5 protein-coding genes are annotated in these 15,792 nt (G+C 35.6%); 2 read left to right on the plus strand and 3 right to left on the minus strand.

Annotated elements, in window-relative coordinates:
- Positions 1–209: 209 nt before the first annotated feature.
- Together BUA98_RS01300 and BUA98_RS01305 are read right to left on the minus strand one after the other, a co-directional pair.
- Positions 210–4,070 carry a T9SS sorting signal type C domain-containing protein gene (locus BUA98_RS01300; RefSeq protein ID WP_086065098.1) on the minus strand — a complete coding sequence of 1,287 codons (3,861 nt, stop codon included), beginning with the start codon at positions 4,068–4,070 and terminating at the stop codon, positions 210–212.
- Positions 4,071–4,222: 152 nt separating this feature from the next.
- Positions 4,223–8,716: a T9SS sorting signal type C domain-containing protein gene (locus tag BUA98_RS01305; RefSeq protein ID WP_072969864.1), complete on the minus strand. Its 4,494-nt coding sequence runs from the start codon at positions 8,714–8,716 to the stop codon at positions 4,223–4,225.
- 286 nt (positions 8,717–9,002) lie between these two features.
- Here BUA98_RS01305 and BUA98_RS01310 point away from each other — a divergent pair, with 286 nt between their 5' ends.
- Together BUA98_RS01310 and BUA98_RS01315 are read left to right on the plus strand one after the other, a co-directional pair.
- Positions 9,003–9,473, plus strand: a complete 471-nt coding sequence (locus tag BUA98_RS01310; RefSeq protein WP_072969865.1) for a regulatory protein RecX — start codon at positions 9,003–9,005, stop codon at positions 9,471–9,473.
- 469 nt (positions 9,474–9,942) lie between these two features.
- Entirely contained in the window at positions 9,943–14,502 is a 4,560-nt protein-coding gene (locus tag BUA98_RS01315; RefSeq protein WP_086065100.1) for a T9SS sorting signal type C domain-containing protein, read from the plus strand.
- 76 nt (positions 14,503–14,578) lie between these two features.
- On the opposite strand, the gene BUA98_RS01320 is transcribed toward BUA98_RS01315, so the two are convergent.
- Entirely contained in the window at positions 14,579–15,748 is a 1,170-nt protein-coding gene (locus BUA98_RS01320) for a beta-ketoacyl synthase N-terminal-like domain-containing protein (protein WP_072969867.1), read from the minus strand.
- Positions 15,749–15,792 lie beyond the last annotated feature (44 nt).

Consider the following 15,792-nt stretch of genomic DNA (forward strand, 5'->3'; position numbering starts at 1 on the left):
TCATTTAAAAAATGCAACTCATCTGATAAAGCAAATACACTTTTTTAAGTTATTAATCAAAAAATATGATGATTTGAAAAAAAATTATGTTAAAATTAATTTTAACACGAAAAAAAACGTCAGCAAAAGCAAACTGAGCTAAAATTTGTTTCAAAAAAAAACCATGCCTTTTATCGATAAAAGGCATGGATAATTAAAGAAAAAACCTACTAAATAAAAATTTTAAATGTTTTACTACTTCCCTTTTCTAATGTTATTTTGATCATTAAAACTTGATTTTTTACAGGGAAATTTTGAATAGAAAATTTACTGTTTTTAATGTCGTTTTTATTGTAAATCTGCTTCCCTGAAAGATCAAAAATCACGATATTTTTTATGTCATTATTAGTGCTATCAAAAAAGATATTTTGTTTGTTTACCGACACTAAAATTTGATCCTTTTGACCTTCAAAATTTTGCATTTTTAAACTGCTGTCAACAAAACGCAACACAAAACGATCATCAAACGTTCCTTTTCCTGTACTAAAAAAGTAAGGTCCATCTTTTAGATTATATATTATTTTTAACTCCTTATCTTCTATGAAAAAATCTCTTGGAGTTGAAAACACACCATCGGCATGATCTATACTAATATTAAAATCTCCTTCTACAGTAGTGGTATAACCTATTGGAATTGAATCTGTGTCATCAAAAGGCAATGACCTTCCCTGAATTACTAATTTTCTCTTTTCATTAATACTATAAAAATCAGCAAACTTATTACCATTGATAGATTCTGCATCAAAATCTTCATCATAAAAATCTGTTGCACCGGTTATATATCCTACGAGTATTTGTTTAAAAATACCATCTTCATTTTTTAGGTTTAACCAGACACGATGCTTCTCCACTTCATCAACCTCTTTACTTTTCTCATTTCTACCGGGTTTAAAAAAAGCTAAACTTTTATAATTCAAACGCATATTATCATTAAAGTCTACGGTTCCGCTCCCTTTACTAGTAACAAAAAAAGCTTGTCCTGAAGCAATTGTTTTATCCGGAATATTTTCATTAATCCCAGTAGAAAAAGCGCCGCGAGTCCCTACACCGCCAAGCAGATTGTAGACCGCATAATCATCAGTATTATACTTGCGATCTGTAACGGGAGTATTATGGGTCCAGAAATACAATGTTCCTTTAATTTTTGAGGCATTCTTTTTTAGAAAAGCATCTGCATTTAAAGTGCTGGGATAAGGATTTCCAACTAAACTAAGATGACCATCATCCCCTAAATCAGCTTCAATTTTGCCATTGTTTGGAATTCCCTTAAAAGTTGATTCATAAACAGTTGGATCAGTAATAGAGAAGTATTGGGGGCCTCTAATGATATATCCTTTTCCGGGAATCATAACATTAGAAGGATTTTCGAGCTGCCAACTTTTAATCCGACAATCGTAAGAATAATATTTATCAGACAACGTATTTGGGGAAACGTCAACTAGTTTTTGAAACTCAACAGGTGCTGACCAACAGGTATAATCATAGCGTAGGATAGGTGACGTTTTTCTTTTAAGATTGATTACTCCCGTATTAACCATATCATCATCGGATTGATACAGATTTGCTGAATCTTCCAAAATTAGGGTGCCCTGACCGAAATAAGAGAATTCAATTTCTAAAGTATGACCACTTAAAAGAGTTACCACTTTTCCTTCCTCAATTGAACAACTGCAAACATTTGCAGTTGTTAAAGAAGGATAATTCTCTTTAAAGGTAACTTCCTTTCCTCCAGAAGGAAGACCATTTGACCAACTGAATCCATCCCAAAAAGTTGAATCTAAACAAAGTTTCAATCTTGCGGCTCTATGTTTGGATATTCCCGATATAGAATTAAAATCACCACCAATCATTAAACGATAATTGGCAGTAAATTCCATCGTATAAAGTTTACTGTTAAGACGGGCATCAAAAGAAGGATCAAAATCACCGGACTTCAACAAGCGAATTAATCGCATCGCAATATTATTTCTATACGTACCGGAGAAGGTACCTCCCACGATGATACGGCCATCGGGCTGGATCAAAATGCTTCGAACATCTCCTTTACTAAACCCGGAGCCTGATTGGAAAGTGGAATCCAGACTACCATCAGCATTTAATCGGACTATTCTTTTTTGCGCGGTTCCGTTATAATTTACGAAATTTCCGCCCAGGATTATCTTTCCATCCGACTGTAATGCTATCGTGTAGATGTACTTGTCAAAACCATTGCCGATATTAAATGCCGGATCAATACTACCATCAGCATTTAATCGAACTAGACGGGAAACCATTTTTCCATTAAAACTGGAGAAATGTCCGCCGACCAAAATTTTATTATCAGGTTGAATCAAAACGGTCTCGATAATAGCATCGGCTCCGAGACCAACATCAAAACTTAAATCGGGCAAACCATTTGGAAGCAATCGGATTAATCTTCCGGAAGGAATATCATTATAACGCGTAAAATTCCCTCCAACTATTATTTTATTGTCTGATTGAACAGCCAGCGCATACACCTGACTATTAAAACCTGTACCAACAGTAAAGGTTTCATCAATATTTCCATCAGGAGAAATTCGCACGATCCTGTTGATCAGTGTTTCGTTGTATTTTGTAAAATTTCCTCCGCAAATGATTTTTCCATCTGACTGTATTACGGCATTTTTTATAAGGTTATTGGCTCCGGATTGCTGCGTATTAAAACCAGTATCTAATGATCCGTCTTCTAAAAGACAGGCAATTCTGGAAATGAAAACGCCATTGAATTTTTTAAAATTGCCAAAAACCATTGTTTTTTTGTTTTCTAATGGCAATACTTTTAAAACGGAGTTATCAAAACCAACTCCGGCGGATAAATACCCGGTATCATATTCTCCTTCCGAATTAATTTTAGCCAGCCTACCCTGATTTAATCCATCAAAAACCGAAAACGAACCGCCAATATACCAGGAACCTTCTCTGTCGTTTTCTAGCGTATAAACAGAAGCAGTAGCAGGTCCTGATCCAAAATCAACATCTGTACTCAGAACCCCATTGGAATTCAAAAGACAAACTCTGTTGACATCGCCACCATTATAGTTGCCGCTAAAAGATCCTCCTACCATAATACTACCCAAACTATTCGTTTTAATTGTCAGAACTGCTCCGTTACTAAAACCGGTACCGGGAAAAAAACTGTTATCAATACTGCCGTCGTAATTGATCCGAATAATTCTGTTGGCGACAATTCCATTATAGTTTGTAAATTTCCCTCCCAGAATAATTTTCCCGTCTTGCTGGACCGCCACCGCACTTACATTATCATCAAAACCGATTCCACTATTAAAATCGTTATCAACACGACCATCAGAATTCAGACGCAAAATTCTATTGGCCGGAACTCCATTAAAAGCAGCGAAATTTCCGGTGAGCAAAATCTTTCCATCTGTCAGAACACTGGCATTCATAATATTTAGTATTGAACCAGATCCTGTTATAAAAGAAGTATCCAGATCGCCAGACGGTAGAATCCGGGCAATTCGGTTTACAGTGTTATTATTGTATTTAGTGAAGCTGCCAACAATAATAATTTTTCCATCGGGCTGCGAAGCAATTGCATAAACGATTCCTGTTGTCGCTCCAATTGAAGTATTAAAAGAAACATCATACGAGCCATCTGAGTTTAATCGAACTAATCTTCCGCAACTTATTCCTTTAAAAGAACTGAAACTACCTCCAACAATTATTTTACCATCTGACTGAACATAAGAGGCATAAATTTTACCATTGAAACCGGTTCCAATATTAAAACTCTCGTCTACGGTTCCGTCAGGTTTTAAACGAGCTAAGTAAGGAGATGGAATTCCATTGAGATTTAAGTATTCTCCTCCTACAATTAGATTTTGATCGTCCTGCAAAAATAGGGTTCGCACCGGGTTATCAAAACCATCTCCAATCGAGCCGTCATCAAAAGTATTAAAACTACTATCTACTTTTCCTTGTTGTGCATAAACTTTAGTCTTATCAACGAGACAAAGTAAAATCAGCGAAAAAAATATGTTTTTAATCAAAATAGAAAAATTTCAGGTTAATATTAGAAGAATACCCTGAAATTATACCGTTTTATAAAAATGGGCAATACCCACTTTTGGTGATATTTAAAAAAAAAGAGACGCACAAAAATGTGCATCTCTCTTTAAACTGTTGTTGTTTTTTTATTTATCTATTGAAAAATAATTTTTCGAGTAGTTGTAAAACCATTTTCAAGTATCACTTTTACCAATAAAACCTGATTTGCTGCCTGTAGATTTGAGACCTGTAGCTCAGTTGAACTGATTTTCTTTTTATCATAAAGTAGTTTACCGTTTATATCAAAAATTGTAACTTCTTTTAGTGCTTCTTTAGCAGAGATAATTTTTATCGTTTTATCTTTTACAGAAACTAGAAGTCCGTTTTCGATATCTTCAAAATCACCCGTTCCAAGTGTCTTGTTTGTATAACGAAGCACAAATCGATCTTCAAAAGTTCCTTTTTCAGTTGCAAACGTATAGTTTTCAGCACGTAAATCGGTAACTTTTCCAGTCTTTTTATCTTCCAGGTATACAGCCTGTGTATCAAATAGTCCATCTGCCTCATCTATAGAGATGGTAAAATCTCCAACTATTTTACTTACATATCCTAACGGAACAAGATCTGCATCATTAAAAGGCAAGGCACGACCCTGAATAGTTAATTTATCTGTATTGTTAATACTATAAAAATCTACGTAAGCATTTCCACTATTAGTAGGTGCGTCATAATTATAATCCAGATTATCTGTGGCTCCATCAATGTAACCAATTAGAGCTTGTTTAAAAGCACCTTCTGTATTAGCGAAATTTAACCAAAGGCGATTTTTCCCTTCATCATTTTTCTTTGCAGTCTTATAAAACTGATCATTTTTAATACCCTCTCTCATGCTGTTGGTAAACCTAACATCATCACGATTAGGTCTTATAAAGAAAGATGCTGCAGCGGCAATATAGCCTGATGGCTTATTACTATTCGCCCCACTAAATGACTCGGTACTACCGCTTAAGTTAAAAACGGCATAATCTGCAGTATTGTAATAATACTTTCTATCTCCCGGAATAGAATTAACGGGAGGGCTATTGTGTGTCCAAAAATATAGCGAACCTACATCAACCCCTCGAGCATGATTGTCATCGATGAATTTCTTGGCATTCAAAGCTGAAGGATAAGGATTTCCGACCAAAATATTTTTATTTGCTTCTGCCACTATGTCTACTGTTCCATTATTTGGTGTCCCAATAAAGGAAGCCTCGTAAGGAGCAGGATTAACTATATCATAATGTTGAGGAGCCCTAACAATATACCCCATACCTTTTTCCATAGGCAAGATTCCATTATAACTAATTTTCCATCCTGTTGACGGATTAAAACTATAATATTTATCAGCCAAAGTAAGTGGTGATACATCATGAAGAGTAAAATAAGGAGTACGTTGTATAGGAGATGACCAACATGTAAAGTCGTAACGGCGTACATCTGATGTGATACGTTTGTAGGTGATATTTCCGGTATTGGCAGCATTAGGATCCGATTGCAGTAAACTTGAATTGTTTTTGAATACAAAAGAGCCACCTGCATCTACAATTATCTCTTTAGAAACTGTCAAAATCTTGTCTGAGTTAACGGTCAATAAACCATAATCATTTACTGTAATTGAATAAGCTGTTATATTGGAGTTAATAATTGGTTTGTTAATTGCTCGTGTATCCGGAATTACAACACAATCTCCAGTTCCCGGAACTCCTGACGGTGACCAGTTTGCTGAGTTATTCCAGTCTGTATCTGATGCTCCTATCCATTGTTTTGCCACAACCGAAGTAATGTTTATCCTAACTGCCGGCGAAATACATCCTGAACTATTTTGAATGGTAACATCATAAGCTCCAACTGGAAGTCCTGAAAAGATTCCATTTGCATTTGTGGCAATTGATCCATCACTAATTTTAGTAATAAAATAAGACGTTGCTTCAGAACTTGTAACGTTAATCGTTCCTGTTGCAACTGCACAGTTTGGCTGGGTTGTATTTGTGTCTGGCGCTGCTGGTAAAGCGTTTACAGTTACTGTTACTGGCTTAACTACGAAGCATCCTGTAGCGAATTCACTTCTTATGTAATAAGTATTGCTTGAAGCAATTGCTGTTGGAGTTGTAATATCTGATGCCCCTCCCGCATTTGCCAAGGCAAGCGTGCTGTAATATTTGGTAGTCGTTCCTGTATTAGCTGTCTGAACTGCTATAGTCGTGATATTAACCGTTGATGGTGAACATACTGCAGCTGGATTGGTAATCGTTAATGTCGGTAATGCATTTATTGTTACCGTTACTGGCTTAACAACATAACACCCTGTAGATAACTCAGTTCTTATATGATAAGTGCCACTTGAAGCAATTGCTGTTGGAGTTGTAATATCTGATGCCCCTCCTGCATTTGCCAATGCCAATGTGCTGTAATATTTAGTAGTCGTTCCTGTATTAGCTGTCTGAACTGCTATAGTCGTGATATTAACCGTTGATGGTGAACATACTGCAGCTGGATCGGTAATCGTTAATGTCGGTAATGCATTTATTGTTACCGTTACTGGCTTAACAACATAACACCCTGTAGACAACTCAGTTCTTATATGATAAGTGCCACTTGAAGCAATTGCTGTTGGAGTTGTAATATCTGATACCCCTCCCGCATTTGCCAATGCCAATGTGCTGTAATATTTAGTAGTCGTTCCTGTATTAGCTGTCTGAACTGCTGTAGTCGTGATATTAACCGTTGATGGTGAACATACTGCAGCTGGATCGACAATAGTTAATATGGGTTGTGGATTTATTGTTACCGTTACTGGTTTAACAACAAAGCACCCGGCAGTGGATTCACTTCTTATATGATAAGTACCACTTAAAGCAATTGCTCCTGGAGTTGTAATATCTGATGCTCCACCTGCATTTGCCAATGCCAATGTACTATAATATTTAGTCGTAGTTCCTGTATTCGTTGTTTGAACGGATGAGTTTGTAACATTAACTGTTGACGGTGCACAAACTGCAGTAGGATTGGTAATCGTTAATGTCGGTAATGCACTTACTATTACAGTAGCTTTAGTTGTACATCCATTACTATTTTTATATGTAATTAAGCTTGTTCCTGCGGCAATAGCATTCACTAATCCTGCATTGCTAACGGTTGCAACAGCAGGATTACCTGACACCCAAGCTGACGTCGTAGCAGCTGTTGGTGATCCTGTTAACTGAGTAGTTGAACCTACACATATACCTAGAGTTCCACTTATTGTTGGAGAAGGATTAATTACAAAATCTACAGATGTTCTACATCCCAAAATAGACGCATAAGAAACATAATAAGTTTTTGTTCGTGCAGTATTAGTATCTGGTAATCCAGAACCTGACAATCCTACAGGATTAATCGATGAACCTGTTGCGAATGCAGTAGTAGTTGTAGCATCAACATACCAACTTGGTGCAACTAAAGCTCCACCAGAAGGAGGCGTTACAGTCCATGTAAAATTTGAATTTATAGATGCATAGTACTGAGTTGAAATCAGAGTGTATGTTATACCAGCCACCAAAGGCACACCTGACATAATAGGCTCCAGTTGACCGCCACTACCAGTACCTTCATCATCATCACCTCTAATAAATGTACCACCTCCACTACAATTTCCCGGAGTAAAATTTCCACTATAAATATACGCCATACCATCGTAGGCACCATTATCCGCCATAGTAAAAGTATAGTTACCCGACACACTAACCTGAAATGTAGTCGCTACGTAAGATCTTGAAGTATTCGAGGTATTAAATCCGCAAGTAGTTGTATTAACAAATCCTGACTGCCCACCAATAGGTCTAAGTGCAGTTGGGTCTGTTGCTACATTCCAACTTCCCGTTATTGTATTACCTGAAATAGTAGAACTACCCTTTCCAGATGAGATGGTTTTTCCAGGATCACCTTGACATATAGTCGCCCCTGTTGCAGCAATATTTGGACTACAAATTGATACTGTACCAGTAAATGTAAAATCATTTATACTGAAAGAATTTACAGCATTGCTTGAATTATAACCGTATAGACGAAATTTAATAGCAGTGGTAATATTTTGAAAAGCACTTATCACAAACGTATTTCCAGTAGTACTAGTAGCAACGCCTCCAATATTTACTGCATAACCATCTATACTAGATCTTAAAACAAAACTTCGTGGACCATTACTATTAGTAGATGTATAGACTAAACTAGAAAAATCTATTTCATAACCTGCATTTGGTGTTAGAGTAAACTCAAAATAGTCGTTACTATCGATACCAGTAGTATTATTATTAGTTGTCCAACCAGTAGCAGAATAAGTATTATTTCCAGTACCCGGAAGTAAACCACTACTACCTCTTCCTATACCCCCTACAGTGATATTAGAATTAATAGTTTGACCAGTAGAAGCCGTGTAAGGATTTGAAAGAGAAGGGGCTGTACCCGTAATTGGATTCGTCCATATCTGAGCCTCTGCAAAATTCACAAAGAAAAAAGCTAAGAAAACCAAATAATACAATTTGTAAGATTGTTGATGAAAGGTAATTTCAGAGTTATCTTCTATTGAACAAAATAAAGAACGAACGAATAAAAGTAATTTTTTAATCATATAGCGTGGTATTTAAATTTGTTTTTGGCTTTAAAAGAAACATAAAAGCAATGCATTATTATTACAATGCTTTAAATTTGGCTTTTAAAATGAAAAAAAATCAAGCTAAAATCCTGTTTTCCAAACAGTACTATACTTGATATAATCCCGTACAAAAATATTATAATTCGGCACACACACAACATTTTACCGATTTTCTTTTTGAGAAAAAGCAATAAAATTGGTAAAAAATTAACAACAAAATGACTATTTTTAGCAATAATAGTTAAAAAGCAAGAAAAAACACATGAATTCAATTTGTACTCCAAAGGAAGCTTTAGTAAAATTAGAACACTTTTGCGCCTATCAGGAACGCTGTCATGCAGAAGTGGTTACGAAATTATACAGTCTAAAAATGACTGCGGATGAAATTGATTCTATTGTTGTTCAGCTAATTGAAGGGAACTTTTTAAATGAAACGAGATTTGCCTGCAGCTTTGCAAGAGGAAAACATCGTATGAAGTCGTGGGGAAAAATTAGAATTACAAATGAACTCAAAGCCAGACAAATTTCTTCAACAAATATTACACTGGCACTTAAAGAAATTTCAGCTAATGAGTACGAAACTACCTTCAATAATCTTGCTGAAAGATGTTGGGATGGTATTCAAGAAAAAAATATCCTTAAGAAAAGGAAAAAGTTCTGCGACTATCTTCTTCGTCGTGGTTATGAGAGTCATTTTGTTTATGAAAAAGCAAAAGAGATGGAGCTAAAATAACTTCCTTTTTTCTTGCAAATCACTCTAGAACAACTTCTTCAAAAACAAGTTATTTATCAGAAAATACTTTCCTATACAAATGTCAAATACTTGCGAATTACGCAGTATGTTAGACGTTTTTTAGCTTAAAATTGTAAAAATCAAACGATTTTATTCAATATACTGAGATTTTTCTTATGATTATTTTTATCATTTTATAAGAATTTCCATAGATACCGCATTTTCAATATGCGCTTCAACGATTAATCTAAACACTTCATCGATTAATTACCATTTCTAAAACCATCTTTTTTCGAAACTCGTAGATGTATATATCTTTGCTAGGTTAAATACTATGCCAGCATAACATCCTGATTGAAACCACTTAACATGACTACTTGGCTTCTTTTTGATGTAGCTTTTTCAAGTAATTGATGGCATACAAACATTAAACAAAACAAAATAAAAAAACATTTTTTTTTAAAATTAAATGCCACGATTTAATATGATTCGAAAATTACTTTTACCTTTTTTATTTTTACTATTGCCTTTTTTTGGATTTGCACAAACAATTGATTTAGCAACATGGTCTTTAACCTCTAATGGAGACAGCACTTTCAAACAAAATTATGTTCAAAACGCCTCTTTTACATCAGATGCTGGTCAAAACCCCATAACATACGGCAGCACAGGAGCACTTGTAACAGGATGGAATAATTCAGATTACGTACACTACAGATATGTAGAGATTTCGATTGTGCCAACAACCAATAACGTGATATGGATTTCAAATCTTATACTTCAGCAATCAAGTATTCCGAATGGAGGGCTTTCTAACTATATTGCTAAATATGCCATTACCCAGAACGGAACTACTCCGGATGCATCTACTTTTTACAACACTGCCACACCATTAGTTGCAGAAGAATCCATTTCAGGAAATCCTTATAAAACCATTAAAATAAACGAGTCATTAAACTCAACTCAAAAACTGATCGTTCGTTTCTATACGAAAGGAAACGATTTCAATGCAATTAAATGGCAATTTTTGCCAAATACATTAAAATTCACTGGTAAACTTATGGGGCCATTAGCTGGTCCATACATAATTGGGAATAGTACAGTTTCGGATTTCACATCTATTAAATCTGCCATTAATGCTCTTAATAATGTTGGAGTAAGTGCACCAGTAACTTTCCTGATCGATGAAAATCAAACAATTGCTTCACAGTTAACCATAAATCAGTTTACAGGCACAAGCGCAACGAACACAGTTACCATTAGACCAAATGATAACAAAAACGTTAGTATTATCGGAAGCATTAGGAATGGTGCGTTGATAGCCTTAAATGGTGCTGATAATGTTATCATTGATGGGAATAATGCCTTTACGGATAATAACTTAAAATTGTTTAATAACTATAGTAACGGAGCCAATGACAATCGACTAGGTATTTGGCTTTATAATGATGCAAATAATAATACTTTCAAGAACCTATATATTCAAATGACCATCTTAGGAAAAACTATAGATGTTTTTGCAACAGGTATTTTTTCGGGTGGTAACACTATTGGCAGTTCAGGCAATAACTCAAACAATACGGTCTCAAATATTACTTTTACTGAAACCAAACAACCTATTTTCATCGAAGGCGGAAACAACTGGATTATTTCTAAAAATAAACTGGGATCAGATAACACAGATATTCAACCATCAGTGGGTATTTACATAAATAATGTTAATGGATATACGGTTTCCGGCAACACTATTTCGGGAATCACAAAATTTTCCAATGACAATATAAGAACTGCGGCTGGTATATCTATTCTGGGATCAAGTACGGCAGGAACAATTTATAACAATATAATAAATAACGTTAACAATACACACCAATCTAACCAAAGCAATACAGCTGGTATTTTTATTGACAACAGTGCAACCAGCACTACTACAATTTACAACAATATCATAAGCAATGTTTATACTCAGGCCAACGACAATGGCGACAGTAACATCAACTATAAGGGTCATGGAATTTATATAAAAAATGGAATTAACAAATTGTATTACAACACAATTGCAATGATTCCATCCAATCAAAATAACGGAAGATCGTCGTGTGTTTATATTGAAGGTGCTACATCTGTTGATCTAAAAAACAATATCTTATACAATAGCCGTACTAGCGGAACACAGTACGCTTTATACTCAAAAATAGCCAACGCTAATCTGACTAGTAATTATAATTCATTTTATGTAACATCAGGTAATACAGACAATGTAGTTCGTAACCAAGACAACTCATACAAACTCAGTGATTGGATGAAAATCAAAGATGCAAACTCAGTTGTTACTGCACCTGCTTTCACCTCTACCTATCGTTTAAATACAACTGATGCAGCAAACAATATATTAAAAGGAGACCCTATCACTGATATTATTACTGATATCGATGGCACAATACGTGTTAAGCCTTACATGGGTGCTTATGAAATTAAAACTTGTACTCCGGTTGGTAATGAAATTGCATTTGGTAACGACTCCTGGATTGGTTATGTATATAAATGGACAGGAACTAATGCTCCAGATCCCAAACCTACCGCATTACCTGGCAACGACACAACTGTTTATATTGGAACAGTTACTGAATCATCACAAGTATTTGACAGAAACGTTGGTAACAATGCAATAACAGGTACTACAATAAACATTTGCGGTCCCGCTCCTTTAGACAAATTCCTAGTCCGATATAAAATGAAAACCACCACAGCTGCAGGAATTTATAATTTCAGTATTGGTGGAGATGACGGTGCACGACTTTATATAGATGGAAAATTGGTTATATCACGTTGGAACGACCACAGCTTCATCATTGATGGCGCTTTAATAGAGCTAACTGCAGACAGTCATGAATTTATTTTCGAATATTATGAAAATGGAGGAGCGGCACGTGCCACTTTTTCATACGGATTAATAAAAGGGGATAATCTTAATTTACCATATGGTATTAACGTTTGGAATGTATATGGTTTTACTCAAAATAATTTCAATCTTAGCCAAACGGTTTATGCCGGTACTTATGTTGATTCTAATGTAAATATTACTACAACCGGATCCTGGCCTAAAGAGAAATCTCCCTCTGCTAATACTGAATGGCAGGGAGCACCGATGCCGATAGATAATTTTACAACTACGCACAGACGTCAGGGTTTTCCTTGTGGAAACTACAAAATACAGCTTGTAAATTATGACGATGATGTTCAAATATATGTCAACGGCGTATTGAAATTCCCTCTTACCACCAATAAGACGGCACCTCAATACATAAATAATGGTGAAGTATTTGTTTTAAATAGTAGTTCGAAAGTCGAGGTACTTTTAAAAGAAAATGGCGGAGACGCATACATGGGAATAAAATTTGAATCTACTCCAGTAATTTACGATGGAACAGGAACACCTCCCGCCAATACAACAGCAATAACAATTGCAAGCAATACAACTTTACAAACAGATCTTGAAGTTTGTTCCTGTACAATTAACCCGGGAATAACACTAACCGTTCCTTCCAACAAAACATTAACGGTAAATGAGAACATTACAGTTGGTGCTGGTGGTAAACTTTTACTAGAAAACAACGCTTCTTTACTACAAACAAGTGTGGCAGCAGATGCTTATACCGGAGATTTTGATTCATTTGTGATGCAAAGAAACACTTCACCAGTACGCCGATATGACTTTACTTGTTGGTCAACACCTGTAAACCGTCCATCTGGCTTTACTCTTCATGATGTTTCACCACTTACTTTGGCTGATAAATATTATAGCTTTAATCCATCAACAGGATGGAAAATTAGTTATAGTGGAGTCCTGCCTATGGAACCTGGGATGGGTTACATTGTGAGAGCACCTCAAACTTATGATATAAACACCGCTGCTGTCTACCCGGCGACATTTACCGGAAAGCCTAATAATGGAACCATACAAATAACTCCTGAAGCAAATAAAAATATTTTGGTAGGAAATCCCTATCCTTCAGCATTGAATGCCAAGAAATTCATCGATGACAATAGTATTGCAGGTGTTGATGTAGGTTCATTGTATTTTTGGACACACAATAGCCCTCCGGTCAATTCTATTCCTGGAGATAAAAAATATTATTACAACACCGCAGATTATGCCGTTTTTAACTTAACAGGCAGTACTAAGGGTTCGAATACTCCAGGATATAATGCAAAGCCAACAGGATATATTGCGGCTGCAGAGTCTTTCTTTATCAGGCCTAACTCAGGTAATAAAATTTCGTTTACCAATGGTATGAGAGTGGTCGGTAAAAATGATCAGTTTTTTAAGACTGAAAAGACAACAACTGAGGAAAACAATCGCCTTTGGTTAAATTTTTCTAATACAGAAGGTGCTTTTAAACAAGCTCTAATTGGCTACATTGATGGAGCCACAGATAACCTGGATTATAACTATGACGCACCTACTAATAGTGGAAATGCATATGTAGATTTTTATAGTATTAACAATACTGACAAATTAACTATCCAGGGACGTGCCTTGCCTTTTAATGACACAGATCTTGTTCCGCTAGGATATGTAAGTAAAATTGTTGGAGATTTTACCATATCTATCGAGGAGGCTGACGGATTCTTTGATACCCAAGCTGTTTATTTAGAAGATAAAACAACTGGAAAAACAGTCGATTTACGAGCTGCAGATTATACGTTTGCAACTGAAAAAGGGACTTTTGAAGATCGATTTGTGCTTCGTTATACCAACAAAACACTTGGAACGGGTGATTTCGAAAATATCGAAAACGGACTATTAGTTTCTGTGAAAGATAAAGTGATAAAAGTTACATCGGCAGAAGAAAACATTAAAGAAGTAACCATTTTTGATATAAACGGAAAACAGCTTCAAAGCAAAAACAAAATTGGTTCAACTGAACTTCTGATATCAGCTCTTCAAGCAGCCAATCAGGTTCTATTGGTGAAAGTGACTCTAGAAAATGAATTTGTCGTAACCAAGAAAATTGTATTTCAATAAATAAAACCTATGAACACAAAAAAACTCCTTTTGCTATGCAAAAGGAGTTTTTTTGTGTGTAAAATCTAAAATCTTACTATCTCTTTTCAATCAGAATACTTACTGCATTTCCTCCAAAACCAACGGCATTAATCATTACCTTCTTAATTGGTCTAGTTTGTGTTTGCTTTTCTCCAAACGGCACTCCAATAAACGTGTCATTTTGCATCATCAAAAGCGCTAGTTCTAAACTCAAAATTCCCGAAGCTCCAAACGTATGCCCAATTTTCCATTTGTTTGTAGTCAACAAAGGCAGTTTTGAGCCAAATACTTTTTCGATCGCACGTAATTCTGTTAAATCTCCTTTAATCGTTCCGGGAGCATGCATTACAATAACATCAATATCTTCAGGATTTTCCTCCTTTAAAGCCATCTTCATCGATTTTTGAAAACAATCTGCTTCCGCAGAAATAGAAATATTATGTTCTAAAATTTCTGTTGCATAACCAACACCGATAATATAAGCGATTGCATTTTCTTTTTCTCCAGCTTCTAAACAACAAACTGCGGCACCTTCACCCAAAATCATGGTGTTTTGTGTTTTCTCAAAATCAAAAGCCAGATTTGGCCAGGCTTCTTCTGTTTGATTAATGCGAGAATATATTTTTAAAGCTCTCATTTGAGCAATAGTAAAATCAGTCAATGGGGCTTCACTTCCCCCTACTAAAAATTTATCTGCCATTCCGGATTTTAACCAGGCAACGCCATTTAATACTGCATGAAGCGCAGTTGAACAGGTAATAGAATGCGAAATTTCTGGTCCCACACTTTGCAAATCGTGAGCAATCCAGGACGAAACATTCCCTAAAGTGGTGGTTGGAGAAGCTAAAGTCTGCGCTTTTCCGGTATCTATATACTCTTTGTAATGCTTTTCGAATAAATCAGTAGCACCGCGAGAAGATCCAATGTTTATTCCGAAGATATCTTCTGAACTCCACCCTGCTTGCTCAACTGCTTTTCTTGAAGCCGCCAATGCAAACAAAACGGAATCATCTAAAAATTTATATTTAGGATCCGATTCGCGAATCTCAGCAACAATTTGTTTCGATTCAACCTCTAAAGCAGCTACCGAAGTTTCCTGCTGATCTAAAAATTGTTTCGAAAAGCAATGTTGGTTATCGAGGTATTTTTTCCAAACTTCGTCGGCATTATTTCCTAAAGGAGAAATAGAAGAAAAAGCTGTTATGGAGATTTTTTGTGTATTCAAAATATTGTTTTTATGCCAGTTGCATTTAACCGCAAAGGTCGCAA

The sequence above is a fragment of the Flavobacterium saccharophilum genome, from assembly GCF_900142735.1.
GTDB lineage: Bacteria > Bacteroidota > Bacteroidia > Flavobacteriales > Flavobacteriaceae > Flavobacterium > Flavobacterium saccharophilum.

Excerpts from the sequence above, each read along its gene's own strand:
- BUA98_RS01305 (WP_072969864.1), bottom strand. The coding sequence starts at position 8,716 with ATGATTAAAAAATTACTTTTATTCGTTCGTTCTTTATTTTGTTCAATA.
- BUA98_RS01310 (WP_072969865.1), top strand. The coding sequence starts at position 9,003 with ATGAATTCAATTTGTACTCCAAAGGAAGCTTTAGTAAAATTAGAACAC.
- BUA98_RS01315 (WP_086065100.1), top strand. The coding sequence starts at position 9,943 with ATGCCACGATTTAATATGATTCGAAAATTACTTTTACCTTTTTTATTT.